Source organism: Actinosynnema sp. CA-299493, from assembly GCF_050946825.1.
In the GTDB taxonomy this organism is placed as follows: Bacteria; Actinomycetota; Actinomycetes; order Mycobacteriales; family Pseudonocardiaceae; genus Actinosynnema.
The window spans coordinates 1,471,760-1,498,436 of the sequence record NZ_CP191993.1 but is presented as its reverse complement, the minus strand read 5'-3'; the positions used below and the strand labels follow the sequence as shown (position 1 = coordinate 1,498,436).

The window sequence follows — 26,677 nt, the reverse complement described above, 5'->3', positions numbered from 1 at the left end:
GACTTCCTTTCCTAAAGAAGCAACGAGGGGCGGGAGCCGGAATGCACCGGTCCCGCCCCTCGTCGGAGGTCGTTCCGTCGTCGCCCGAGGCGCTTAAGCAGCAGCCTCGACCGGGACGATGTTCACGGTCTTGCGACCGCGCTTGCTACCGAACTCGACCGCACCGGGCGTCAGCGCGAACAGCGTGTCGTCCTTGCCGCGGCCGACGTTGACACCGGGGTGGAACTTGGTGCCGCGCTGGCGGATCAGGATCTCGCCGGCCTTGACGACCTGACCGCCGAACCGCTTCACGCCGAGGTACTGGGCGTTGGAGTCACGGCCGTTGCGGGAGCTGGAGGCGCCCTTCTTGTGTGCCATGGCTAGTCAGATCCTCACTTACCGGTGATGCCGGTGACCTCGACGCGGGTCAACTTCTGGCGGTGACCCTGGCGCTTGTGGTAGCCGGTCTTGTTCTTGAACTTGTGGATGCGGATCTTGGGGCCCTTGGTCTGCTCGACGACCTTGCCGGTCACCGAGAACTTCGCCAGGGCGTCCGCCGCGGAGGTGACGTCATCGCCGTCCACAACGAGAAGCGGCGCCGCGAAGGTGATCTCGGTGTCCGGCTCGCCCTCGAGCTTCTCGACCTCGATGACGTCGCCGACAGCCACCTTGTACTGCTTGCCGCCGGTCTTGACGATCGCGTACATCGGGACGGAAGTCTCCTGCTACTCGACGGGACGGGATCGCGCGCGCCTCGGCTGCACTGACAACGAGCGAGCTGGGCTTCACGCGACAGGGCCCACCGGACGGCGGGCCGCGTATCAGGTTACGTGGCGGTGGACTGCGGGGTCAAACCGGGGTGGGTGTACTGCCCCCGAGACGCCGGAACCGCTGCTCAGCCAGGCTGGGCAGCGGTTCCGGCGAGGCGGTGGATCAGCTCTCCTTGGCCCCGTCCAGCGGCGGGCCGGCGGGCCGGGAGGCGGCGCGGCGGGCCGTGCGGCGACGCGTGGTCACCGCGGGCGCGCTCGGCTCGACGTGGCCGTTGAGCGGCTGCTCGGCGACCGGGGCCGGGGCGCTCGCCCGCGGGGCGGGCGGGACCTCCACCGGCGTCACCGCGACGGGCGGGGTGACGGGCTCGGGCACCATGGCGGGCTTGGTCACCCGCCGGCGGGTCCGCCCGGTCTTGACGGGCTCGGCGACGGGCACCGAGGGCGCCTCGACGGCCTGCTCGACGACCGGCTCCGCCGTGACCGCGGTCGCGGCAGGCGCGACCGGCTCGTGAGCGGGCTGCTCGGCGACCGGCTGCTCGGGAGCGGCCTGCCGGGCGACGGGTTGCCGGACAGCGGGCTGCTGCGGCTCAGGTTGCTGCGGCTCGGGCTGCTCGGGCGCGGACTGCTCGGGCTGCTCGTCGCCGTGCTTGATGACCGCACCGGCCTCGCGGCGGGCCCGGCGGCGTTGGCGGCGGTCGCGCTTCGGGGTTTCCGGCGCGGCCTCCTCCTCCACCACGGCGGACAGGGGCTCGACCGACGTCGACTGCTCCGCGATCGCCTCGGGCTCCTCGGTCGGCTCCACGGTCTGCTCGGCCACGGGCTCCGGGACGTCCGCGTGCTTGGCGCGGCGCGACTTGCGGCCACCACTCTGCTGCTGGGACTGCTGCTGGGGCTGGGACTGCTGCTGGGGCTGCTGGCCGCCGCCACCGTTGCCGTGCGAGTGCATCGGCTCGGTCGTCACGACCACGCCACGCCCGCGGCAGTGCTCGCAGGTCGTCGAGAACGCCTCCAGCAGGCCGGTGCCGACCCGCTTGCGCGTCATCTGCACCAGGCCCAGCGACGTCACCTCCGCCACCTGGTGGCGGGTGCGGTCGCGGCCGAGGCACTCGGTCAGCCGGCGCAGCACCAGGTCGCGGTTCGACTCCAGCACCATGTCGATGAAGTCGATCACGATGATGCCGCCGATGTCGCGCAACCTGAGCTGGCGGACGATCTCCTCGGCCGCCTCCAGGTTGTTCCGGGTCACCGTCTCTTCGAGGTTTCCACCCGATCCGGTGAACTTGCCGGTGTTGACGTCGATGACCGTCATCGCCTCGGTGCGGTCGATGACCAGGTAGCCGCCCGACGGCAGCCAGACCTTGCGGTCCAGCGCCTTGAGCAGCTGCTCGTCGATGCGGTACTCGGTGAACGCGTCGCTGGTGCCCACGTGCTTGCGCAACCGTTCCTGGAGGTCGGGCGCGACGTGCCGGACGTAGCCGTCGATGGTGTCCCACGCGTCCGAGCCCTGGACGACGAGTGCGGCGAAGTCCTCGGTGAACAGGTCGCGCACGACCTTCACCAGCAGGTCCGGCTCTTCGTACAGCAGCTGCGGCGCCTGGGCCTTGGGCGTGTCCTTGTCCTTGATGACCTGCCACTGCGCCTGAAGGCGGGTGACGTCGCGGGCCAGCTCCTCCTCCGCGACGCCCTCGGAGGCGGTGCGGATGATGACGCCCGCGTCCTCGGGGACGACGCGCTTGAGGATGTCCTTGAGGCGCTTGCGCTCGTTGTCGGGCAGCTTGCGGCTGATGCCGGTCGCGCCGCCGCCGGGCACGTACACCAGGAAGCGGCCGGGCAGGCTGATCTGGGTGGTCAGCCGGGCGCCCTTGTGGCCGACCGGGTCCTTGGTGACCTGCACCAGCACGCTGTCACCGGTCGAGAGGGCCTGCTCGATCTTGCGGGCCTTGCCCTCGAGGCCGGCCGCGTCCCAGTCGACCTCGCCCGCGTACAGCACCGCGTTGCGGCCGCGGCCGATGTCGATGAACGCCGCCTCCATCGACGGCAGCACGTTCTGCACCCGACCGAGGTAGACGTTGCCGACCAGCGAACCGGTGCCCGACGAGGTCACGAAGTGCTCGACCAGGACGCCGTCCTCCAGCACGCCGATCTGCGTGCGGTCGCCGCGCTCGCGCACCACCATCGTGCGCTCCACGGCCTCGCGGCGGGCCAGGAACTCGGCCTCCGACAGCACGGGGGCGCGGCGGCGACCGGCCTCGCGGCCGTCGCGGCGGCGCTGGCGCTTGGCCTCCAGCCGGGTCGACCCGCGGACGCTGCGCACCTCGCTCTGCGCGGCCTCGGAGTCGGCCTTGTCGTCACGGGCGTCGCGGCTGGGCTCGCGGACGTGGACGACCGTGTTCGGCGGGTCGTCCTCGCTCGGCGCGGCCTCTTCCTCGGCGCCGGTCTTGCGGCGACGGCGACGACGGCGACGGCGGCTGCCCGGGCCCTCGTCGTCGGCCGACGACTCGTCGTCGGCCTCGGCTTCGGCCTCGACGACCTCGGCCTGCTCCTCGCCGTTCTCGTCGTCGCCGTTCTCGTCGCCGACGCCCTTGCCGCGACCGCGCCCACGACGGCCGCGACGGCGACGGCGGCGGCCTTCGCCCTCGTCACCGGCGTCATCGCCGGACGCGTGGTCGTCGGCGTCGTCGTCCTCGGTGTCGTCGAGGTCCTCGTCCCGGCTCGCCGGGACCTCCTTGACCACCGGGGTCGGCGGCAGGAACACCGCGGACGGCGGCGCGAACAGCGGCACCAGCGGCGCGACCTCGCGGGTCACCCGCACCGGTTCCTCGGTCTGCTCGTCCACCTCACCGGTGACGATGTCGTCCCAGGCCAGGAGGCTCTCGGCGACCTTGAGCGCGAGATCGCGGCTCACGCTCGACTGCGCGCCCTTGACCGTTTCGCCCAGGTCGGCGAGGACGGCCACCACGTCCTTGCTGCTCGCGCCGAGCAGCTTGGCCAGCGCGTGCACCCGCAGCTTGGCGGGTAGGTCCGCCAGATCCGGGTGTGCGGGTGTGGCGTTACCCCCGCCGGCGGCACCGGCAGGCTTTTCCGTGTTCGACAATGCAGCTCCTCCGCCCCCGGGCGCGTCCAACCGACGCGGCCGCGCAGGGGCCTCTCTTGTCCACTCACCGCCGCGGCTGGCGGCGGGAATCCTTGCCTCGCGCTGTGGCGCCCACCCGATGGGGCAAGCGGCACAGCAGGTCCTATAACACTTTCGACGACGCCGTCAGCGCCGCTCCGATCACCGCCCGGTCAGACCTCCGCCGCCCTGTCCAGGGCAAGCGGGTCGACCAGGCCGCCTTCATCGTCCAGCCGCCCCTGCGCCATCCGGGTCGCCTTCGCGGGGACCGGCGGAACCAGGTCGGCGACGACTCGGAGCGCACTCAGCACGTCGTCGGGTCTCACGGTAGGGGTTGTCTGCCGTACGACCGTCATGAGTATCCCACACGGCTGTGACAAATCTCGTCCATCGTGTCCCGCGTCGCTCGAATGCGCCCCCGCCTGGGCCTCGACCTCGGCCGACACGATCGCCGGCCGCACGTCCACGATCTTCTTCCCGTCCTTGGTCAGCCGCTCGACCTCGACGGACGCCGAGCCCATCAGCGCGGCCACGGCTTCGGTCAGCTCTTCGGGCGACACGCCGGGCAGCTCGACCCGCCACGCGCTGGCCTCGATCCGCTCGGGCAGCGTGCCGCCGGAGGACTGGACGACCTCCAGCACGTCCAGCCCGGGCGGCAGCACGGCGTCCAGGGCGGCCCGCAGCGCCTCCGGGTCGACCCGGTCGACGACGGACACCTCGACGTACTCGGCCTCGCTCGCCACGCCCGTGGGCGCCGCGCCGACCCATGACACCTTCGGGTGGGGGCTGAAGCCCTGCGAATAGGCCATGGGGACGCCCGCCCGGCGCAGCGCGCGCTCGAACGTGCGCGCGATGTCACGGTGTGATGTGAACCGCAGCCGACCGCGTTTGGCGTAGCGCAGTCGGAGCTTCTGCACAGGTGCGGCCGACGGGTTGGGCTGCTGCTGGCGGCTCAGGGCTACTCCCCTTGGGTACCGGGTGGCCCGCGACGGGGTCAGCACCCCGACGGTCCACGCTCCTACTCCGGCAGGACGGTACCTTGGAGCTGTTCGGCACCGTTGCGCTTGTCTGCTCCGCCCGGTCTGGCTACCGTCCGGCAGCAGCACTCCGATCGACGGATCGCCCTGACGTCGGCTCGACGGGCTCCCCCGTCACCGGTCCAGCCCTGGAGGTCCCCCGTGCCTCTGCACCGCCGCGTCCAAGCGGTCGCGGTCAGCGCGGCGCTGCTCGCGAGCGGCTGCCTCTCGGTGACCGCGTCCGCGGCCGAGCCCGAGACGCAGGTCCCCGCCGTGGACTGCGTCCAGCCCGGTCCGACGCTGCGCTACCTGGTCGTGTTCGCCCCCGGCACCAGCGCGCCGCTGGCCGACGCCCAGATCACCGCCGCGTGCGGCACGACCGCCCACTACTACCCGCAGATCGCGGTGGCCGTGGCCGTCTCGCCGGACCCCCGGTTCGGGCAGCACATCGGCCCGGACCGGGCGTACAGCGCGCAGGCCGACGGCCTGTCCAAGCGCAACGGCGCGCCCGCCAGGCAGAAGAAGGACGACGAGGCGACCGGAGCGCGCGCCGCGGGCGGCACGGCGGACCGCACGGCCGAGCAGTGGGACATGGACCTGATCCGGGCGGCCGAGGCGCACGCGGTGAGCAAGGGCAGCCGGGACGTGGTGGTGGGCGTGCTCGACTCGGGCATCGACCCGACGCACCCCGACCTGGTCGGCGCGCTGGACCCGGCGCTGTCCGCCGGCTGCACGACCGGCGTGGCGGACCCGTCCCCCGCCGCGTGGGCGCCGACGACGTCCGGGCACGGCACGCACGTCGCGGGCACGATCGCGGCGGCCGACGACGGCCTCGGCACGACGGGTGTGGCGCCGGGCGTGCGGATCGCGTCGGTGAAGGTCGTGGACGACGCCGGGTTCATCTACCCCGAGTACGCGGTGTGCGGGTTCATGTGGGCCGCCGAACGGGGCATGACCATCACCAACAACAGCTACTTCATCGACCCGTGGGTGTTCACCTGCCAGGACGAGCAGGGCCAGTCCGTGGTCTACGAGGCGGTGCGGCGGGCGGTCGAGCACGCGTCCGGGCGCGGCGTGCTGACCGTGGCGGCGGCGGGCAACGCGGCGGCCGACCTGACCAAGCCGGGTCGGGACGCGCTGAGCCCGACGAACGCCGCCCCGGAGGACGTCAAGCCGCGGCCGGTGGACAACACGTGCCTGGTGCTGCCGGCCCAGCTGCGCAACGTGGTGGCGGTGTCGTCGGTGGGCGCGGCCAAGGTGAAGGCCGGGTACAGCTCCTACGGGCTCGGCGCGGTGGACGTGACGGCGCCGGGCGGCGACCGCAGGCAGGCGCCGGACGACGGGCAGGGCGGGTGCGTGCTGTCGACCGTGCCGGCCGCCGGGTACGACTACTCGTGCGGCACGTCGATGGCCGCGCCGCACGTGTCGGGGGTGGCGGCGCTGCTGGCGTCCGCGCACCCGGGCGCCACCGCGCTGGACCTGTCGAAGATGCTCAACGCGCGGGCCGAGACGGTGCCGTGCCCGGCGGACTACGACCTCAACGGCACGGGCGTGCAGGACGCGTTCTGCACGGGCCACTCGGAGTACAACGGCTTCTACGGCCACGGCCTGGTCGACGCGCTCGCCGCCGTTCAGGAGTAGGCCGGGCGGAGCACCGGTCCGCGGAATCGGGATTCCGAACCCCTAAAATCAGTGATGTGACATCGATCACGCACCCTGACCGATCCTTCCGTCGAACCGGCGCACCCCGCGTTCGTAGTCCCTTCTCAGAGGGTGGACCACGCGGTTAACAGGGGGTGCGCACGTGGTGCTCGCGATATCGCAACACGACGTCGGGGTGCGGGACCTCGCCACGCTGTCCGGGCGGGTGGCGTACGTGGCAACCCCGACGCGGACCAAGCGCCGCAGGTGCGCGCGGCGGCACGGGTGTGCCCGGTGCGCGCGATCCGGGTCGACGCGGCCGAAGCCCACCCGTGAGCCGACGGTCCGTCAGCCCTGGTTCGGTCAGCCCTTGGCCGTCAGCCCTGGACCACCGGGGTCAACGCCGGGTTGCGCACCGGGGAGCCCTTGCCCACCGGTGAGATCGGCAGCAGCGTCCGGCCGGTCGGCCCGACCTCGATGTCGGTGCCCATCGCCGGGCACACACCGCAGTCGAAGCACGGCGTCCAGCGGCAGTCGTCCTGCTCGCGCTCGTCCAGCGCGTCCTGCCAGTCCGCCCAGAGCCATTCCTTGTCCAGGCCCGAGTCCAGGTGGTCCCAGGGCAGGACTTCCAGCTCCTCGCGCTCGCGCGTGGTGAACCAGGCCAGGTCGACGCCCAGCGGGGGCAGCTCGGCTTCGGCCGCCCGCACCCAGCGGTCGTAGGAGAAGTGCTCGGACCAGCCGTCGAACCGGCCGCCCTCGCGCCACACCCGTTCGATCACCAGGCCGATGCGCCGGTCGCCGCGCGAGAGCAGCCCTTCGATCAGCGACGGCTTGCCGTCGTGGTAGCGCATGCCGATGTTGCGGCCGAGGGAGCGGTCGGAGTTCACCGCCTCGCGCAGCAGGCGCAGCCGGTTGTCCACGGTCTCCGGGTCGCACTGCGCGGCCCACTGGAACGGCGTGTGAGGCTTGGGCACGAACCCGCCGATGGAGATCGTGCAGCGGACGTCCTTGCGGCCGGACGCCTCGCGGCCCGCGCGGATGACGTTCTTGGCCATCTCCGCGATCTGGACCACGTCGTCGTCGGTCTCGGTGGGCAGGCCGCACATGAAGTACAGCTTCACCTGCCGCCAACCCGCGCCGAACGCCGCGCTGACCGTGCGGATCAGGTCTTCTTCCGACACCATCTTGTTGATCACGCGCCGGAGGCGTTCGCTGCCGCCCTCGGGTGCGAACGTCAGGCCCGAGCGGCGGCCGTTGCGGGACAGCTCGTTGGCCAGGTCGATGTTGAACGCGTCCACCCGGGTCGACGGCAGCGACAGGCTGGTGTTCGTGCCCTCGTAGCGGTCGGCGAGGCCCTTGGTGACCTCGGCGATCTCCGAGTGGTCCGCGCTGGACAGCGACAGCAGGCCGACCTCCTCGAACCCGGTCGCCGCCAAGCCGCGCTGCACCATCGCGCCGATGCCCTCGATGGACCGCTCGCGCACCGGTCGGGTGATCATGCCCGCCTGGCAGAACCGGCAGCCGCGCGTGCAGCCGCGGAAGATCTCCACGCTCATCCGCTCGTGCACGCTCTCCGCGAGCGGCACCAGCGGCTGCTTCGGGTACGGCCACGCGTCGAGGTCCATCGTGGTCCGCTTGAACACCCGGTACGGCACGCGCTCGCGGTTGGGCACCACGCGCTGGATGCGGCCGTCGGGCAGGTACTCGACGTCGTAGAACCGGGGCACGTACACGCCGCCGGTCTCGGCGAGCCTGGTCAGGATCTCGTCCCGCCCGCCGGGACGGCCCTCGGCCTTCCACGCGCGGACGATGTCGGTGATCTCCAGGACGGCTTCCTCGCCGTCGCCGAGCACGGCCGCGTCGATGAACGGCGAGATCGGCTCCGGGTTGAACGCCGCGTGCCCGCCCGCCACCACGATGGGGTGGTCGTCGGTGCGCTCGGCGGCGTGGATCGGGATGCCGGCCAGGTCGAGCGCGTTGAGCATGTTCGTGTAGCCCAGCTCGGTCGCGAAGCTGACCCCGAACAGGTCGAACGCGCCGACGGGCCGGTGCCCGTCCACGGTGAACTGCGGCACGCCGTGCTCGCGCATCAGCTCTTCGAGGTCGGGCCACACCGCGTAGGTCCGCTCGGCCAGCACGTCCGGCTGCTCGTTGAGGACCTCGTACAGGATCATGACGCCCTGGTTGGGCAGCCCCACCTCGTAGGCGTCCGGGTACATCAACGCCCACCGCACCGCGGCGGCGTCCCAGTCCTTCAGGGTGGCGTTGAGCTCCCCGCCGACGTACTGCACCGGCTTGGACACCCTCGGCAGCAGGGGTTCCAGGGCGGGGAAGACCGACTCGACGCTCACGCCGACCAGGGTAACGGCAGTGCGGGCGCCGGCCGGAACGGCGGTCCGGGTGGGCCAGGTCAGGTCAGCAGCAACTTGCCGAGCCTGCGGGAGGCGACGACCACCCCGACGACCACCATCACCACGAAGTACGCGACGTGCGTCAGCGCGCCCCAGCCGACGTGACCGGTGGTCAGCGCCCTCATCAGCTCGATCGCGTGGTAGAGCGGCGTCCACTGGACGACGGTCCGCAACCAGCCCGGGTAGACCGACAGCGGGTAGAACGTGGTCGAGAACAGGAACAGCGGCATCACGGCCAGCTGCACCAGGTCGAAGTCCTGCCACGAACGCATGAACGTGGCCGCGGCCATGCCGACCGCCGCGAACGCCAGCGCGACCAGCAGGCACGCGGGCAGCGCCAGCAGCGCCCACGGCGAGCCGATCAGCCCGAACCCGAGCATCACCACGATGAAACCGGCCGAGTACAGGCCGCCGCGGATGAGGCACCAGGCGGCCTCGCCGAGGGCGATGTCGACCGGGCCGAGCGGGGTGGCCAGCACCGCGTCGTAGGTCTTGGCGTACTTGAACTTGAAGAACAGGTTGAACGTCGCCTCGAACACCGCGCCGTTCATCGCCGAGGCGGCCAGCAGGGCGGGCGCGACGAACTCGGCGTACGGCATCGGGCCGCCGGGCCCGTCGACGGTGGTGACCAGCTGACCCAGGCCGTAGCCGAGGGAGAACAGGAAGAACAGCGGCTCGAAGAAGCCGGAGAGCACCGTCATCCAGCCACGCCTGCTGACCAGGTACGACCGTTCGACCAGGACGTGCGCGCGGCCCGCGTACAGGCCCGGCGGGACGACCCGGAGCAGCAGGCCGGCGCCGGTGCGCCGGGTGACCGGTGGACCGGGTGCGGGCAGGTCGGTGGTGGAGGTCTCGTTGGTCATACGGCCAGCCTCCGGCGGAAGTAGCGGCGGCCCAGGACGACGCCGAGCGCGACCAGGGCGGACAGGTAGGCGACGTGGCCCAGCGCGGGCAGCAGGCGCAGGGTGCCGAACGTCGCGCCGCGGGCCAGCTCGATGCCGTGCCAGACCGGGGTGAGCCAGGCCAGCGGGTGCACCCAGCCGGGCAGTTGGCTCAGCGGGAAGAAGCCGCCGGTGAACAGGGTCATCGGCATCAGCACGAAGCGGAAGACCGCGTTGAACGAGTCCGGCTTCTCCCTGGTGGCGGCGTAGGCGACCACGGGCGCGCTGAACGCCATGCCCGCCAGCGTGGCGAACGGCACGGCCAGCACCGCCGACGGGCTGGTGATCGCGCCCAGCGCGTAGGCGATGCCGAGGAACACGGCGGTGCCCGACGCCAGGCGCAGCGCGATCCACAGCAGCTGGCCGTCGAGCACCTGCGCGGGCGTGATCGGGGTGGACACCGTCGCCAGGTACGTGCGCTGCCACTTGAACGACGAGAACACCGCCCAGGTGGACTCGAACATGGCGTTCTGCGCGGCGGTGATGACCAGCAGCGCGGGCGCGAGGAACACCAGGTACGGGTGGCCGCCGGTGGCCTCGCCCTGCCGCACCTGGGAACCGAAGCCGACGCCCATGGCCAGCAGGAACAGCACGGGTTGCAGGAAGTTGGAGATCACCGTGGCCCGCCAGTTGCGGCGGTACCAGGTCCAGTGGTGCTCCACCGAGATCAGCGCGGCGCGCCACGGGCCCAGGACGTGCGCGCTCATCAGTCCACCAACGTCCGGCCGGTCAGGCGCAGGAACACGTCCTCCAACGTGCCGCGGCGCACCAGGCTGGACACCGGCCGCACGCCCCGCGCGTGGACCGCGGCCAGCGCCGCGTCGCCGTCGGCGGTGTAGAGCAGCACCCGGTCGGGCAGCACCTCGACCCGTTCGGCCAGGTCGCGCACCTCGTCACCGCTCTGCTCGCCCGGCGGGAAGCGCAGCTCCAGCACCTCCTTGGTCGAGTAGCGGCGGATCAGCTCGGCCGGCGAGCCCTCGGCCGCGATCCGACCGCCGTCCATCACCACCAGCCGGTCGCACAGCTGCTCGGCCTCGTCCATGTAGTGCGTGGTGATGATCAGCGTGACGCCGGACTGCTTGAGCCGGAACAGCCGGTCCCACAGCAGGTGGCGCGCCTGCGGGTCGAGGCCCGTGGTCGGCTCGTCGAGCAGCAGCAGGTCGGGGTCGTTGACCAGGGAGCGGGCGATGGTGAGCCGCCGCTTCATGCCGCCCGACAGCGGCTCCACCTCGGCGTCGGCGCGGTCGCTGAGCTGGGCGAAGTCCATCAGCTCCACGGCGCGCTCGCGCACCGCGGCCCGGGACAGGCCGAAGTAGCGGCCGTAGACCTGGAGGTTCTGCCGGACGGTCAGCTCGGTGTCGAGGTTGTCCTGCTGCGGCACGACGCCGATCCGGGCGCGGATCCGCGGGCCGTCGGTGTCCGGGTCCAGGCCCAGCACGCGCAGGTCGCCGCCGGTGCGCGGTGACACGCACGACACCATCCGCATGGTCGAGGACTTGCCCGCGCCGTTGGGGCCGAGGAAGCCGAACGCCTCGCCCTTGCTCACCTCGACGTCGATGCCCCGGACGGCTTCGAACGAGCCGAAGTGCTTGGTCAGGCCCTTGGCGTGGACGAGGGTGGGGGTCACGTTCGTCACGTTAGCGGCGGGACCCGACATTCCCGGAACCGTTTTAGGGTGGCGGCCGTGGAGATCGACCTGAGCTGGCCGGCGGTGGCCGACGAACGACTTCGGGCCGAAGTGCACGAGGTGCTGCACGACGTGGTGGCCGCCGGTGGCGCGATCGGGTGGCGGCGACCGCCGGGGCGCGCGGCGACGGACGCGTGGCTGGACGGCGTGCTCGCCTCACCCGCGGACGGTGCGCTCGTCGTGGCGCGGGTGGACGGTGTGCTGCGTGGCACGGCGACGTGGCGGCGGTCCGAGAGCGAGGTGTTCATGCACATGGCCGAGGTGCGGCGGGTCACCGCGCACCCGGCGGCGCGGGGGCTCGGGCTGGGCTCGCGGCTGGTGGGCGCGGTGATCGAGCACGCGCGTGCGGCCGGGTTGGAGGTGCTGACGCTCGGCGTGCGCGGGAACAACCACGGCGCGATCCAGCTGTACGAGAGCCTGGGCTTCCGCGAGTGGGGACGCCTGCCGAACGTGATCGCGGTGGACGACTTCCGGTTCGACGACGTGCGCATGTACCTGCCCCTGGGCCACCGCGAGGGCGCCGTGCTGCACGGCTCGGCCCCCGGCGGCCTAGGCTCGTCGCCCGCGCGTTCCGCGGCCGGCCGGCGCTAGGACGGCACGGCGCTAGGACGTCAGTTCGTCAACCCGATCAGCGCCGCGTTGACCCGGCGACGGCGCTAGGACGGCACGGTCGCGCTAGGACGTCAGGGTCGCCTGGGCCCAGCCCGAGGTGCCGCCGAGCGCCGCGGCGGCCACGTCCACGTCACCGGTCGCGACGGGCTGCCCCACCACGGCGTCGTAGCCTTCGAGACCGCTCTCCTCCTCGACCACCCGGGCGACCCGGTAGGCCCGGGTCATGATCGGCGGCGCCGCCGGTCCCGGGTAGCGGTAGGCGATGTCGATCGCCGCCGACTCGCCGTCGTAGTCGAGCATCAGCCGACCGGCGGGTCCGTCCCAGCAGAGGTTCAGGCTGTACCGGAACTCCTCGATGACCACCTGACCGGCTTCCTCCGACACCCGCCGCGTGATCCTGTCCCAGACCGCGCGGTGGTCGTCGGTCAGGGTCATGGGCGTCGGCTCGGCGTCCGGGTCGTAGCCGGCGTTGACCTCGTCCAGGGTCTCCTGGAAGGTCCGGCCGGGGAGGACCCGCTGGAAGAGGATCGTGTAGGTCACCGTGCGAAGACTACGGCCCGGACCTCGTGAGGCCCGGGCCGTTTCACGTCGCGCGTCAGACGTTCGGGAACCAGAGCTTGATCTCGCGCTCGGCCGACTCCGGCGAGTCGGACCCGTGGACCAGGTTGAACTGGACCTCCAGGCCGAAGTCGCCGCGGATCGTGCCGGGGGTGGCCTTCTCGACCGGGTCGGTGCCGCCGGCCAGCTGGCGGAACGCCGCGATCGCCCGCGGGCCCTCCACGACCAGCGCCACCAGCGGGCCGCCGGTGATGAAGTCGACCAGGTCGTTGTAGAAGCTCTTGCCGTCGTGCTCGGCGTAGTGCTGCTCGGCGGTCGCGCGGTCCACGACGCGCAGCTCCAGGGCGGCCAGCGTCAGGCCCTTGCGCTCGATGCGGGAGATGACCTCGCCGACCAGGCCGCGGCTGACGCCGTCGGGCTTGACCAGGACCAGGGTGCGCTCGCTCACGGCGGTCAGTACTCCTTCGTACGGGATTGTGCAACTGGGTGAAGGGTAGCCGGAGCTGCCGCACCGTCCACGGTGACCACCGGCTCAAGCGCTCTCCCGGTCCGCGACCGCCGGTCACGACCGGGGCGCGACGCCGTGGTGCCGCGCACCGGTTGGACGTGTCGCACCCCGCTCGGACTTCAGGCCGCCGTGACGTGCGCTTCGGCCAGCCGCATCGCCTCGTCGAACCTGTCGTCGTCGGCCAGGTCCAGGATGGTCCGGCAGGTGGCGTCGGGTGGGCAGCGCACGCTGTGGTCGACGGCGTAGAAGGCATCCACCGCTTCGCCGCCGGACTCGTCGGCGGCAGGCGCGACGACCTCGGCGCAGATCCGCTCGGGAGCGATCTTGATCCAGCCCTCCAGGGCCAGTCCCTCCCGGGTGTCCTGCCAGTGGTGGTAGTGCTCGCCGTCCGGCTCGTCGGCGGACGCGGGTGGCGCGGTGGTCCGCGAATGGGCGTCGTGCCCTTCGACGCGGATGCGCCAACCCCGTCCCAGGACCGCGACCAGTGCCTCGTTCACCGCGGCCGTGGTGCGGTCCTGCGCGAGCCTGCGGTTGAGCGGCAGGGAGGGGTGGCGGATCACCAGGGTGCGATCGGCGACGGCGAGCCGTTCGGCGTTCGCCAACATCGCCTCGGTGGATCGACTGCGGCTGCGCACCTCGCCCATGACCTTCGGCCACACCTCGTCGACGGCCCGCAGGTCCGGTGCGTGACCGGCTTCGGAGGAGGAGGAGGAGGAGGAGGAGGTCGAGGAGGAGGTCGGGTGCGTGCTGCCCGGTGCGGTGGCGGCCATCTGCGCCAGCCGTTCCAGGGCGGCCTCGCAGTCCCCGGTGGCGCGGTGCCCGCCTTCCAGCTTGTGGTTGCGGTACCCGCTGCCCTGCTTGTTCGGCTCACCGACCCAGGCGGCGTGTCGACGCATCGCGCACTCCCACTTCCGCGCCAACCACTCCGGCGGCGGCGCGCCACCGGTGACCAGTTGGTGCTCGGCGTGCAGCCGGGACTGGTCGAAGGGCGCGTTCCACGCGAGCACCACCTTGCCCCGCAGCACTTCGTCCAACTGCGGCCACACCTGCGCCATCGTGGGCGCGCGGGTCAGCATGGCCGCCGAGATGCCGTGCGTGCGCTGGGCGTGGGGGTTGATCGGGGCGCCCTCGGGATCGACCAGCGTGCTCAGCAGCACGGTGCCGTCCACGGCCAGCACGGCGATCTCGATGACGCGCCCGGCGAAGTCGGTCAACTCGGTGTCGAGCATCACCGCGTCCTGGTTGCGGAGCATGTCACGGGCCCAAGCCGCGGCGGCGGATCGCGCCGCCGGGGCCGTCGCCGCCTGCGGGGCCTCGACCGCCGGCACCGGGCGCAGGGGTGGCACCAGCAGCGACGTGGCCGACCGCACGTCGTGGAGCACGGTGAGCCACACGTCGCCCTCGAACACCCGCTCCAGCCAGCCCGCGGCGACCGCGGCATCCCCCGGTTGCAGCCCCGAGGACCGCAACTGCGCCGTCGTCATCAAGTGCTCGGGCACCTCGTTCCGGTACACCTCGATCAACCGTTGCCCTCCTCGACCACTCGTGTTCCCCAGCCGCCGGGAATTACTCGTTCGAAGAGTGCGGCGGCGCGCAATTCAAGCATTTCCCGGGAAATCACCGAAGGCCGGCACAGGCGTCGGCCAGACGTGCCTCCCATTGGCGTGCCGGCACGGCTGGGATCCGAAAGTGGCGCGGAGGTAGATGTGACCGAAAGCGAGAATCCGACGGTTTCCACACCTCGCGGGTTAGCGGGTCAGGACCACGACCGAACGCGGCGGCACGGTGAGCGAGCCGTGGTCGATGGTGGCTTTGTCGCTGGTCAGGGTGTGGTTCCGCCAGTCGCCCGGGACAGCGGCGGACTTGGTGGTCGGGTAGGGGTTGATGATCACCAGGAGGCCGTTCAGGGACGGGTCGGTGTCGGGTCCGACGGTGTCGTCCAAGAGGGCTGCGACGATGCCTGGCTCGGTGGTCGGGAACGACAGCTTCTGCTGCACGAGTGCGGCGTCGTTCAAGGTGAACAGCGGCGACGACTTGCGGATGCGCAGCAGTTCCAGCGTGTTGCCGAGAGCGGCGCGCATGTCGTCCGACGACGGCTTCAAGGAGCTGTCGGACAACAAGGGGGCGGCGTAGGGCCACTTGTCCTCGTTGTCCGCCGCCGGCGGCAGGCCGCGAGCGAAACCGTTGTCCGTCAAGGACGGGTCGTAGCGGTTGAACCAGTCGCCCGAGTCGTAGCTGTTGCGGTCCAACGACTTCGAGCGCAGGAACTCCGCGCCGGCGTGCAGGAACGGTTGGCCCTGGCCCAGCAGGACCGGTGCGACGGCGACCTTCTGCATCCGCACGCGATCGGCCATGGACGTGCCGACGGGCAGCTTGAACGCCTGCGAGTCGAACAGCGTCTCGTTGTCGTGCGCGTCGACGTACGTGATCACGTCGTCCGGCGCTCCCGTGTACCCGGCGGGCGAGCCGTTGTACGACACGTCACGGCCCACGACCTCCCCGCCACCGGTGGACTGGAACCGGTAGGACGCCATGTTGCCCGCCATGCCCAGCTTCACCAGGTCGCTGTAGTCGGCCAGCCGCGCGGTGACGTCACCGTTGGCCGGGGAGCCGTTCGGGTCGCCCGCGAGCCCGGACGCCAGCCCCTGCACGCGCGGGTCGGCGTCGAACGGCCCGCCGCCGCGCACCGCGTCCCGCAGCCGGTCGCTGAACGTGCCGATGCCCGTCCCCGCCATGTTCGGCTGCGTGGCCTGCTCGAACCGGGCGTTGCCGGCGACCTCGCCGAAGTCCCAGCCCTCGCCGTAGATCCGGATCTTGCGCCCGTCCACGCCGTCCGCGGCGACGGTCAACGCGTCCAGCGCCGCCCGCACGGCCAGGATGTTCGCCTTCGGGTGGTGCCCCATCAGGTCGAACCGGAAGCCGTCCACCTTGTAGAGGCGGGCCCACCTCACGACCGAGTCCACGACGAGCTTGCCCATCATGGCGTTCTCGGTGGCGGTGTTGGCGCAGCACGTGGAGTCGGCAACCGTGCCGTCGGGGTTGAGCCGCTGGTAGTACCCCGGCACGACCTTGTCCAGCACGGACGTCGGCGCGTCACCGGAGGCGGCCGTGTGGTTGTAGACCACGTCCACCACCACGCGGTTGCCGTTGTCGTGCAGCGACTTCACCATCTCGCGGTACTGCTTCGAGCGCGCCCACCCGGTCTGCGCGTCGTCCGTGGCGTAGGAGCCCTCGGGCACGTCGTAGTGGTACGGGTCGTAGCCCCAGTTGAAGCCGTCCTCGGCGGCGGTGGCCGAGACGCACTCCTGCTGTGCCGGGGAGCCCGCAGGCAGGGCAGCCAGGTCGCACGCCGGTTGCCGCTGGTCCGAACGCTTCTCCGGGATCGTGGCGATGTCGAACGTCGGCAGCAGGTGCACGGTGTCGAGACCGGCGGCGGCCAGCTCGCGCAGGTGCGTCATGCCGACCGACGACGAGTGCGTGAAGGCGCGGTACGTGCCCCGGTCCCCTGCCGGCACGGACGGGTCGCCGATCGAGAAGTCCCGGACGTGCAGCTCGGTGATGCCGTGCTCGGTCGGGTCGTCGTCCAGGCCGCGGGCGACGTGCCCGGCCCAGTCGGCGGGCATGGTGCGCGCCTGGCCGAGGTCGGCGAACTGCGAGTGCGTCGAGTTCACCGCCAACGCCACCGAGTACGGGTCGGTCACGGTCACCGTGCGGCCGGCCACGGTCACCTCGAACAGGTAGAACTCGTCCCGCCACGCCCCGGAGGCCGACCACGAGCCGGACGCGTCGTCCCGGACCAGGGGGACCGAGGTCGTCGGGCCGCCGGGTCGGTCGGACACCTGGAGCTTCACCGAGGACGCCGTGGGCGCCCACAGCCGCGCGGTCACGCGGTCGCCGTCGAACGTCGGACCGTAGGTCAACGAGGACGCGGCGGCGGCGAACCGGTCGTCCAGCACGCCGGCGATCTGCACGCCCGTGCGGTGGCGCAGGCCGCCGTTGGCGTCGACGTGCACGGCGGACAGCCTGCCGCGCAACGCCTCGTCCAGCCGTGCGCCGTCACGCACCCGGAACACCGGTTTGCCCCGCAGGTGGGGGAACTTCGCGGGCACGGCGTCCTGGGACGGCTCCAGCCTCAGCACCTTCCCGTCGTACTCCAACCGGTAGCCGTCGGAGGGCACCACCGGCACGTCCCACACCACCAGGTCCTTCGACACCCAGATCGCCTTGGCCTTGGTCAGGTCGTCGTCCACGCCCTCACCGCCCGACGGCGGCAGCACGTAGGAGATCGACCCGTCCGCCTTGGTGGAGCCGGAGACGTACCAGACCTCGTAGCCGGTGCCCGTGACGTCGAGGAACTGGTCCGGACCCGGGTCCTTCGCGTCACCGCGGTGGATGATGTTGTTCAGCCCCGCCGCACCCGGCTCCAGCGCGACGGACCAGTACACGCCGAACCCGTCGGTCCCGTCCGGCACGCGCGACTGGTTCCACCCGGGGCTCGGTTCCAGCGACCCCGTCCAGTGGTAGAGCGTCCAGTCGGCGTAGTCGCCGCCGGGCCGGTTGTAGTGGATCACCGCGCGGTTCTGGGCGGCGGCCAGGCTCGCGTGGACCTCGCCACCGCTCACCCACGCACGCCCCGCCGTGCGGCCGGACGCCTCGACCGTGCCGCCGCGGAGCACGGAGAAGTCGACGGGCGCGGTCGCCGGGATCCTCGCCACTCCCCCGGTGAACGGGTGGTCGACGCCTCCCACCCGGACGACGAGCCCCGTGGCGTCACCGGTGTGCGTGACCACGGCCTCGCCCGAAGCGGCGACCTCGCTGGCGTGCACGGCGGGCTGCCCCTGCTCCAGCCACACCTGCGGCGTCGCGCTCGGGTCGATGAACCGGTCCCCGTCGGTGTCCTTCTCGTCGCCTCGGTGGACGATGACGCCGACCGAGCGCGCCCCGGGCTTGAGCTTCACCCAGGCGAACCGGCCGTAGGGCGTCTCACCCGCGAACGGCAGCGGCGCGTCCCACGTCGGCGCGTTCTCGACGTCGCCCCACGCGTGCAGGCCCCACCCGTCGTAGTCGCCGGCCGGGCGGTTGTAGTGCACGACCAGCCAGTCGGACGTCACGGCGGTCGGCGGCTCGACCGCGGGCGCGGCCACCAGGCCGAGCTTCGCGCCGTCCGCGCCCACCGTGCCCTTGGCGTCCTTGGCGACCACGCGGAGCTCGACGTCCTTGCCCACGGCCGCGCCCGGCAGCGACGCCAGGTCGGCGAACACCCGGTACGGCGCGGCGTCGTCGGTGCCGAGCACCTGCCAGTCGCGCTCGCCCTCGACCCGGGCGGCGAACGTGGCCTGCGCGTACGGCGAGGTGACGCCGTCCGCGCGCAGCTCCACCCGGCCGTCCAGGACGGTGCCGGTCGTCGGCACGGCCAACGCGGGCGTCGGCGCGGCGGACGGGATCCTGCCGGTCGACTTGAGCACCAGGGCGGACAACGCGGGCACGGTCACGGTGACCTTGCCGTCGGCGGCGTTGACCTGCGACCCCGCGGCGGGCCAGATCGGGCGGTAGCCCCGGCCGGACGCGGGGACCTCGACGGTCGCGGGCGCGGTGCCGGCGTTGGCCACCACCAGGTGCTCGACCTGCTGGGTGCGGCCCGTGCGGCTGAACGCGATCACGTCGTCCTGGGCGAGCCGGAGCGCCTGGTTGCCGTCACGCCACACGGGATCGGCGTCCACGAACTTCGCCAGGTCCTTGAGCTGCCGGTACAGCGGGTGGTCGGTGCGGAAGTTGTCCACCGCGCCGGTCCGGTCGCTGCCGACCAGGTCCTCGGCGGCGTACTCGGGCGTCCGCGAGGCGAACATGTCCTGGCGGGCCAGCTTGTCGCCGCCGGCGCCCGCGAAACCCTGCTCGTCGCCGTAGTAGACGACCGGGTTGCCGCGCCACAGGTACATCAGGGCGTTGCCGAGTTCGAGGCGGTCCAGCAGCTCGGCCTCGGAGATGCCCGGACGGCCTTCCCGGACCATCCAGGCGATGCGGCCCATGTCGTGGTTGCCGAGGAACGTCGGCAGCGAGGAGGCGTTGGAGTCGGCGTCGGTGTACCGGTCGTCCTCCACGAGCACCTCGCCGAGCCGGGCCGCGCCCTGGCCGGACAGGAACTTCGCCGCGCCGCTCTGGAACGGGAAGTCCAGCGTCGCCTGCATCTTGCCGGTGGTCGTATAGCGGGAGGTGAACGCCGGGTCGCCGTCGAACACCTCGCCGAAGACGAAGAAGTCCTTCTTGCCGCGCATCGCCGCGTACTGCTTCACGTGCGGCGCGAGGGCCTGCCAGAACTCCATGTTGACGTGCTTGACCGTGTCGACGCGGTAGCCGTCGATGCCCAGCGTGTCGATCCAGCTGGTGAAGATCCGCTTCATCCCCTTGACGACCGTCGGGTGCTCGGTCATCAGGTCGTCCAGGCCGAAGAAGTCGCCGTACTCGTTCGACTCGCCGCTGAACGTCGAGTCGCCGCGGTTGTGGTAGAGCTGCGGGTCGTTGAGCCAGTCCGGGGTCTTCTCGCCCTTCACCACCGGCGTGTACGGCCCGGTGAGCCTGGGGAAGTCCTCCCGGCCCGCGATCTCGGCGATGTCGACCGGGTTGCCCTGCTCGTCCAGGTAGGGCTGCGCGCCGGTGCTGACGTAGTCGTGCTCGCCCTCGGCGTAGTCGATCAGGTCGGCGGTGTGGTTGGCGACGATGTCGAAGAAGACCTTGATGCCGCGGCGGTGCGCGTCCCGGATGAGCCGCCGCATGTCGTTGGTCGTGCCGAAGTGCGGGTCGAGCTTGGTGAAGTCGGTGGTCCAGTAGCCGTGGTAGCCGGCCGAGATGTCGTTGCCGGAGCCCTGGACCCACCGGTTCTGGAACATCGGCGTCATCCAGATCGCGGTGACGCCCATGTCGTCCAGGTAGCCGATCTTGTCGTGCAGGCCCTTGAGGTCGCCGCCGTGGTAGAAGCCCTCGTCGGCGGGGTCGTAGCCGCTCTTGAGGCGGTCGGTCTCCGCCGTGCCGCCGCGGTCGTTGCGCGGGTCGCCGTTGGCGAACCGGTCGGGCATCACGAAGTAGAACCGCTCACCGGTCAGGTCGGCCCGCAGCGCGTCCTTGGCCAGCGCCCGGTCACCGTCCCGGACGCCGGGCGCGACGTCGGTGACGGCGCCCACGGCGAGCCTCTGGACTTCGGGCGCGGCGCCGGTGGGTGGTGGCACGAACGGCACAACGGCCAGGGCGATGAGCGCGGCGACGGCCCGACGCATCGCGACCTCCTTGTCGCAAGAATTTGCAATCCCCGCCCCGACGGCAAAGCCGGGGCGAGGTGCACAAAACCACGACGGACGTGGCCGGACAAGGGCCAGACGGCTGCAAGTCCTTGCAGACCGTTACCGCGTCAGCGACGCTCGGGCTGGAGGGTCTTGCTCCACAGCGACGCGCCCTTGATGTCGCGCAGCCACACGGTCAGCTCGCCGTCCCGCGACACCTCGACCTCGCCGAAGTGCTGGAACCCGTCCAACGGGGAGGTGTTCGCCGCCGGCGGGGCGTTCACGAACACCGCCTCCGGCCCGAACGTCGGGTCCAGGGTGTTCGGGCCGAACGCGCCGGCGTTCAGCGGACCCGACACGAACTCCCAGAACGGGTCGAAGTCCTGGAACGACGCGCGCTCCGGCGAGTAGTGGTGCGCGGCCGTGTAGTGCACGTCCGCCGTCAGCCACACGGTGTTGCGCACGCGCCGCCGCTTCAGCTCGCCCAGCACCCACGCCAACTCGTGCTCACGACCACCCGGCGCGCCCGGCAGGCCGTTGGCGACGCCCTCGATGTCCGCGCCGTCGGGCACGGTCAGCCCGATGGGCAGGTCGGCCGCGATGATCTTCCACGTGGCGCGGCTGCGGTCGAGCGAGTCCACCAGCCAGCGGGCCTGCCGCGCGCCCAGCACGACGCCCCGACCGTCGCGCGGTGACGTGTTCGCGTCCTTGTACGACCGCATGTCCAGCACGAACACCTCGACGTGCGCGCCGTGGCGGAACTTCCGGTACACCCGACCGTCCACCGCCTGCCGCGGGTCGATCGGCTGCCACTCGTGGAACGCCTGGAACGCCCGCGCGGCCAGCACGTCCACCCGCTTCTCGGTGTACTGCGGCAGGGTCAGCACCTCGCCCGGGTACCAGTTGTTGGTCACCTCGTGGTCGTCCCACTGCGCGATGATCGGCACCCGTGCGGCGAACGCCCGGTACTGCGGGTCGAGCAGGTTGTAGGCGAACTGACCGCGGTACTCGTCCAGCGTCTCGGCGACCTTCAGCTTCTCCGGCGTGACGACGTTGCGCCACACCCGCCCGTCGGGCAGCGCCACCGACTCCTGGAGCGGACCGTCCGCGTACACCGTGTCACCGCTGTTGATGAAGAAGTCAGGACGGCGGGCCGCCATCGCGCCGAAGATCGGCATGCCGCCCAGGTCGGGGTTGCTGCCCCAGCCCTGGCCCGCCACGTCGCCCGACCAGACGAACCGGACGTCGTCACCGCGCCCGAGCGGCGCGGTGCGGAAGCTGCCCGTCACGGCCTCGCTGCGCGTGCGGCCGTCCAGGTCCTCGGCGACGACGCGGTAGTGCACCTCGCGCCCGCCCGGCAGGCCGCGCAGCCGCACCCGGCCCGTGCCACCGGTCTCCGGCGTCAGCAACGGCCCGCGCACGGTCCGCGAGTGCCGGAACGACGGGTCCGACGACACCTGCACCAGCATCCGCGACGGCCGGTCGGCCCGCGTCCACACCAAACCGCCGTCGAACGTCACGTCGCCGGACTGCACGCCGTGCGTGAGAACCGGCCGCTCCCCGCCGCGCGCCAAGGCCACACCACCGGGCACGAGCACCGCGGCCGTGCCGATCGCACCGGCGCGCAGCAGCGTCCGCCGGTTCACCACACCATCGCTCATGCGCCGGTTTGTAATCGGTGGAACCGAATTCGAGGTGAACGGACCGAGAGCACCCGGTGCACGCAACCGGTCATGGACAACCGCCCGACCGGCGCTAGCCCTGCTGCTGGCTGGGCAGCCGGCCCTCGGCCATGCGCTTGGCCACGTCACGGCGGAGCCACAGGAGGTACACCCAGACCAGGCTGAACACCACGCCGATGCCACCGAGCGCGGTCAGGGCGAACCACGACGCGACCATCACCACGTGGATCGCCAGGATCACGTACACGGCCCACGGGCGCTTCAGCAGCGCGCACGTCGCGATCAGCGCGACGATCAGCCCGAGCACCAGGTACCCGGTGCCCGTGCCGACCCCGCCGCTCAGCTTCGCCACCACCGGCAGGGCCAGGGCGACGACGATCACCTCGAGGATCAGCGTGCCCGCCATGATGCCGCGGAAGGACTTCATCGGGTCCTTCTTCGGCGCGGGCACGGGGGTGCGCCCGGGCTCGGGGGAGGTCACGAGGGCTCCTTGCCGAACAGCGCGCGGGCGTCACCCGCCGTGACGACCGAGCCGGTCACCACGACACCGCCGCCGGACATGATGTCGCCGTCGTCGCTCTCCTCGGCGAGCCGCACGGCCTCCTCGATCGCGTCGTCCAGGTGCGGCCGGACGACCATCCGGTCGTCGCCGAAGATCGGGATCGCGATGCCCGCGAGGAGGTCGGGGTCCATCGCCCTCGGCGAGGAGTTCGAGGTCACGACGAGCTCCTGGACGACCGGTTCGAGCGCGCTGAGGATGCCGACCGCGTCCTTCTCCTGCATCACGCCGACCACGGCGACCAGCTTGCGGAAGCCGAACTCCTCATTCAACGCCTTCGCCAGCGCCTCCGCGCCCTGCGGGTTGTGCGCCGCGTCCACCAGCACGGTGGGCGCGGTGCGGACGCGTTCCAGGCGGCCCGGTGAGGTGGCGGTGGCGAACGCCTCGCGCACGGCCTCGATGTCGAGCCGGCGTTCGGGGCCGGCACCGAAGAACGCCTCCACGGCGGCCAGGGCGAGCGCCGCGTTCGCCGCCTGGTGCGCGCCGTGCAGCGGCAGGAACACCTCGTCGTACTCGCCGGCGAGGCCTTGGATCCGCAGCATCTGGCCGCCGACGGCGACGTCGCGCTGGATCACGCCGAACTCGGACCCGAGCCGCGCGATCGTGGCGTCCACCTCGGCGCACCGCTCGAGCAGCACCCGATCGACGACGGGGTCCTGCTTGGCCATCACCGCGACCGCGCCCGGCTTGATGATCCCGGCCTTCTCCCGCGCGATCCCGCCCAGGTCGTCGCCCAGGTACTCGACGTGGTCGAGCCCGATCGACGTGATCACGGCGATCCGGCCGTCGGCGACGTTCGTCGCGTCCCACGACCCGCCCAGGCCGACCTCGACCACGGCGACGTCGACGGGCGCGTCGGCGAACGCCGCGAACGCCATGCCGGTGAGCACCTCGAACTTGCTCATCGGCACGTCGCCGCGCGAGTCCACGAGCGACACGTACGGCTCGATGTCGCGGTAGACCTCGACGTAGCGCTCGGGGCTGATGGGCGCGCCGTCGACGCTGATCCGCTCGGTCGCCAGCTGCAGGTGCGGGCTGGTGTAGCGGCCGGTGCGCAGGCCGATCCGGGTGAACAGGGCGTCGATCATCCGCGACGTGGACGTCTTGCCGTTCGTCCCGCCGACGTGCACCACGGGGTAGGTGCCCTGGGGGTCGCCGAGGACGTCGGCCAGCGCCCGGATCCGGTCCAGGCTCGGCTCGATCTTGGTCTCGGGCCAGCGGGTGTCCAGCTCCGACTCGACCTGTCGCAGCTCCTCCAGCGCGCCCGTCTCGAAGCCGGTCACGAGTTGTCCTGCGGCAGGGTCTCGAGCCGGGCGTGGATGCGGTCGATCTCGGCGTTGGCCGCGGCGAGCCTGGCCTGGATCTTGGCCACGACCTCGGCGGGCGCCTTGTCCAGGAACGCGGCGTTGCCGAGCTTGCCCTCGCACTGGGCGCGTTCCTTCTCGGCCACGCCGAGGTCCTTGGCCAGCCGCTTGCGCTCGGCCACGACGTCGACCGCGCCGGACAGGTCCAGCTCCACCTTGACGGTGCCGCCTGCCAGGCCGACGTCGAGCGAGACGCTGACGTTGAAGTCGTCGCCGGGCTCGGTCATCCGGGTCAGCGACCGCACCGCGGGCACCTGGTCGAGCAGGTCGACGCAGCACGCGCCGCGCACCTTGCCCGCGACCTTCTGGGCGGGCTTGAGGCCCTGGTCGGAGCGGAACCGGCGGATCTCGGTGACCAGTTTCTTCAGGCCTTCGATGCGGGACGCCGCAGTCTCGTCACGCGCGACACCGGTCGGCTTGGGCCAGTCCGCGATCACGACGGACTCGCCGCCGGTCAACGTGGTCCACAGCGTCTCGGTGATGAACGGCGTGAGCGGGTGCAGCAGCCGCAGCACCACGTCGAGCACGTGCCCGAGCACGCTCTGGGTGGCCTCGGCCCGCGCGCCGCCCTCGGCGAGCTGGACCTTGGCCAGTTCGAGGTACCAGTCGCAGAACTCGTCCCAGGTGAAGTGGTAGAGCGCTTCGCTGAGCTTGGCGAACTGGAAGCCCTCGAACTGGCCGTCGACCTCGGTCACGAGGGCGTCGAGCAGGTCGAGGATCCAGCGGTCGGCGTCGGTGAGCTCCTCGCGCGGCGGCAGCGGGCGTTCGACGGTGGCGCCGTTGCCGAGCGCGAACCGGGTGGCGTTCCACAGCTTGGTGGTGAAGTTGCGCGAGCCCGCGGCCCACTCGTCGGCCAGGGCCATGTCCGAGCCGGGGTTGGCGCTGCGCAGGAGCGTGAACCGGGTGGCGTCGGCGCCGTAGGCGTCCATCCAGTCGATGGGGTCGATGCCGTTGCCGCGCGACTTCGACATCTTCTTGCCGTGCTGGTCGCGGATGAGGCCGTGCAGGAACACGTGGTCGAACGGCTGCTTGCCGTCCATCGCGTACAGGCCGAACATCATCATCCGGACGACCCAGAAGAACAGGATGTCGTAGCCGGTGGACAGCACGCTGGTCGGGTAGAACTTGGCCAGGTCGCTGGTGGCCGTGGGCCAGCCGAGCGTGGAGAACGGCCACAGGCCGGACGAGAACCACGTGTCGAGCACGTCCTCGTCCTGCACCCAGCCCTCGCCGGGCGCCTCGTCGTCCGGGCCGACGCACATGACCTTGTCGTTGGGGCCGTACCAGACGGGGATGCGGTGGCCCCACCACAGCTGCCGCGAGATGCACCAGTCGTTGAGGTTGTCGACCCAGTCGAAGTAGCGCTTGGCCAGCTCCGGCGGGTGGATGGTGGTGCGGCCGTCGCGCACGGCGGCGGACGCGGCCTCGGCGAGCGGGGCGACCTTGACCCACCACTGCATGGACAGGCGCGGCTCGATCACGGTGTCGCAGCGCGAGCAGTGGCCGACGGAGTGCTTGTAGGGGCGCTTCTCGGCGACGATGCGGCCCTGTTCGCGCAGGGCGGCGACGACGGCGGGGCGTGCCTCGAAGCGGTCGAGACCCTCGAACGGCCCGTGCGCGGTGATCACGCCGCGGCCGTCCATGACGGTGAGCGCGGGCAGGTCGTGGCGCTGGCCGATCTCGAAGTCGTTGGGGTCGTGCGCGGGGGTGACCTTGACCGCGCCGGTGCCGAACGCGGGGTCGACGTGCTCGTCGGCGACGACGGGGACGTGCCGGCCGGTCAGCGGCACTTCGACGTCGGTGCCGATCAGGTGCCGGTACCGCTCGTCGTCGGGGTGGACGGCCACGGCGGTGTCGCCGAGCATCGTCTCGGCGCGCGTGGTGGCGACCACGATCGAGTTCTCGCCGGAGCCGTACCGGATGGAGACGAGTTCGCCGTCGTCCTCGGAGTGGTCGACCTCGATGTCGGAGAGCGCGGTCTGGCAGCGCGGGCACCAGTTGATGATGCGCTCGGCGCGGTAGATCAGGCCGTCGTCGAAGAGCTTCTTGAAGATGGTCTGGACGGAGCGGGACAGCCCTTCGTCCATGGTGAAGCGGACGCGGGACCAGTCGACGCCGTCGCCGAGGCGGCGCATCTGGCCGAGGATCCGGCCGCCGACCTCCTCGCGCCACGCCCAGACGCGTTCGACGAACTTCTCGCGGCCGATGTCGTGGCGGGACTTGCCCTCGCCGGCGAGGTCGCGTTCGACCGCGGTCTGGGTGGCGATGCCCGCGTGGTCGGTGCCGGGCAGCCAGAGCACCTCGTAGCCCTGCATGCGGCGGCGGCGGGTGAGCGCGTCCATGACGCTGTGGTTCAGCGCGTGGCCCATGTGCAGGCTGCCGTTGACGTTGGGCGGCGGCAGCACGATGGAGAACGGCGGCTTGTCGCTGGTCGCGTCGGCCGTGAAGTAACCACGCTCGACCCACCGCTCGTACAGCCCGGCCTCTACCTCGGCCGGGTTCCAGGCCGCTGGGAGTTCGGAGCGCTGCGGTGCGGTGGGGGTCTCGGTCACGGTCGAAGTCTACG

18 protein-coding genes are annotated in these 26,677 nt (G+C 71.7%); 2 read left to right on the top strand and 16 right to left on the bottom strand.

Features of this window, described 5'->3' with window-relative positions:
• Positions 1 to 93: 93 nt before the first annotated feature.
• The 4 genes from rpmA to ACQPYE_RS07130 form a co-directional block, all read right to left on the bottom strand.
• A complete protein-coding gene (gene rpmA, locus ACQPYE_RS07145; RefSeq protein ID WP_033437370.1) occupies positions 94 to 357 on the bottom strand; it encodes a 50S ribosomal protein L27 in 264 nt (87 codons plus the stop codon).
• A 14-nt stretch (positions 358 to 371) separates the two neighbouring features.
• A complete protein-coding gene (rplU, locus tag ACQPYE_RS07140; protein ID WP_053722830.1) occupies positions 372 to 686 on the bottom strand; it encodes a 50S ribosomal protein L21 in 315 nt (104 codons plus the stop codon).
• Between the two features lie 226 nt (positions 687 to 912).
• A complete protein-coding gene (locus ACQPYE_RS07135; RefSeq protein WP_498720091.1) occupies positions 913 to 3,843 on the bottom strand; it encodes a translation initiation factor IF-2 N-terminal domain-containing protein in 2,931 nt (976 codons plus the stop codon).
• Between the two features lie 191 nt (positions 3,844 to 4,034).
• Positions 4,035 to 4,778, bottom strand: coding sequence for a TIGR03936 family radical SAM-associated protein (locus ACQPYE_RS07130; RefSeq protein WP_498720090.1), 744 nt, complete (start codon positions 4,776 to 4,778; stop codon positions 4,035 to 4,037).
• A gap of 261 nt (positions 4,779 to 5,039) precedes the next feature.
• On the opposite strand from ACQPYE_RS07130, the gene ACQPYE_RS07125 reads away from it, so the two are divergent.
• On the top strand, positions 5,040 to 6,518 hold the full coding sequence (locus ACQPYE_RS07125; RefSeq protein ID WP_498720089.1) for a S8 family peptidase: 1,479 nt from the start codon (positions 5,040 to 5,042) through the stop codon (positions 6,516 to 6,518).
• Positions 6,519 to 6,895: 377 nt separating this feature from the next.
• Here the strand turns inward: ACQPYE_RS07125 and ACQPYE_RS07120 are convergent, their stop codons facing one another.
• The 4 genes from ACQPYE_RS07120 to ACQPYE_RS07105 are packed head-to-tail and all read right to left on the bottom strand — an operon-like array spanning position 6,896 to position 11,527.
• A complete protein-coding gene (locus ACQPYE_RS07120; RefSeq protein WP_498720087.1) occupies positions 6,896 to 8,869 on the bottom strand; it encodes a TIGR03960 family B12-binding radical SAM protein in 1,974 nt (657 codons plus the stop codon).
• Positions 8,870 to 8,928: 59 nt separating this feature from the next.
• Positions 8,929 to 9,792, bottom strand: a complete 864-nt coding sequence (locus ACQPYE_RS07115) for an ABC transporter permease (RefSeq protein WP_498720086.1) — start codon at positions 9,790 to 9,792, stop codon at positions 8,929 to 8,931.
• Positions 9,789 to 10,577: an ABC transporter permease gene (locus ACQPYE_RS07110; RefSeq protein ID WP_498720085.1), complete on the bottom strand. Its 789-nt coding sequence runs from the start codon at positions 10,575 to 10,577 to the stop codon at positions 9,789 to 9,791. The genes ACQPYE_RS07115 and ACQPYE_RS07110 overlap by 4 nt, the downstream gene beginning before the upstream one ends.
• A complete protein-coding gene (locus ACQPYE_RS07105; protein WP_498720083.1) occupies positions 10,577 to 11,527 on the bottom strand; it encodes an ATP-binding cassette domain-containing protein in 951 nt (316 codons plus the stop codon). The genes ACQPYE_RS07110 and ACQPYE_RS07105 overlap by 1 nt, the downstream gene beginning before the upstream one ends.
• Before the next feature lie 27 nt (positions 11,528 to 11,554).
• Here ACQPYE_RS07105 and ACQPYE_RS07100 point away from each other — a divergent pair, with 27 nt between their 5' ends.
• Positions 11,555 to 12,148, top strand: a complete 594-nt coding sequence (locus ACQPYE_RS07100) for a GNAT family N-acetyltransferase (protein WP_498720082.1) — start codon at positions 11,555 to 11,557, stop codon at positions 12,146 to 12,148.
• An 84-nt stretch (positions 12,149 to 12,232) separates the two neighbouring features.
• Here ACQPYE_RS07100 and ACQPYE_RS07095 read toward each other — a convergent pair whose 3' ends face one another.
• The 8 genes from ACQPYE_RS07095 to ACQPYE_RS07060 form a co-directional block, all read right to left on the bottom strand.
• Complete coding sequence (locus ACQPYE_RS07095) at positions 12,233 to 12,709, bottom strand: hypothetical protein (RefSeq protein WP_498720081.1); 477 nt, start codon at positions 12,707 to 12,709, stop codon at positions 12,233 to 12,235.
• Positions 12,710 to 12,764: 55 nt separating this feature from the next.
• Positions 12,765 to 13,175 carry a nucleoside-diphosphate kinase gene (ndk, locus tag ACQPYE_RS07090; RefSeq protein WP_498720079.1) on the bottom strand — a complete coding sequence of 137 codons (411 nt, stop codon included), beginning with the start codon at positions 13,173 to 13,175 and terminating at the stop codon, positions 12,765 to 12,767.
• Between the two features lie 179 nt (positions 13,176 to 13,354).
• A complete protein-coding gene (locus tag ACQPYE_RS07085; RefSeq protein WP_498722854.1) occupies positions 13,355 to 14,749 on the bottom strand; it encodes a 3'-5' exonuclease in 1,395 nt (464 codons plus the stop codon).
• Positions 14,750 to 14,983: 234 nt separating this feature from the next.
• Positions 14,984 to 20,503 (bottom strand): pullulanase-type alpha-1,6-glucosidase, encoded by a 5,520-nt coding sequence (gene pulA / locus ACQPYE_RS07080; protein WP_498720077.1) that lies wholly within the window; start codon positions 20,501 to 20,503, stop codon positions 14,984 to 14,986.
• Positions 20,504 to 20,634: 131 nt separating this feature from the next.
• Entirely contained in the window at positions 20,635 to 22,167 is a 1,533-nt protein-coding gene (locus tag ACQPYE_RS07075; protein ID WP_498720075.1) for an alkaline phosphatase D family protein, read from the bottom strand.
• Between the two features lie 94 nt (positions 22,168 to 22,261).
• Positions 22,262 to 22,615, bottom strand: coding sequence for a DUF4233 domain-containing protein (locus ACQPYE_RS07070; protein ID WP_123748057.1), 354 nt, complete (start codon positions 22,613 to 22,615; stop codon positions 22,262 to 22,264).
• A 50-nt stretch (positions 22,616 to 22,665) separates the two neighbouring features.
• A complete protein-coding gene (gene folC, locus ACQPYE_RS07065) occupies positions 22,666 to 24,030 on the bottom strand; it encodes a bifunctional tetrahydrofolate synthase/dihydrofolate synthase (RefSeq protein WP_498720074.1) in 1,365 nt (454 codons plus the stop codon).
• Entirely contained in the window at positions 24,027 to 26,663 is a 2,637-nt protein-coding gene (locus ACQPYE_RS07060) for a valine--tRNA ligase (protein WP_498720072.1), read from the bottom strand. The genes folC and ACQPYE_RS07060 overlap by 4 nt, the downstream gene beginning before the upstream one ends.
• Positions 26,664 to 26,677: the final 14 nt, after the last annotated feature.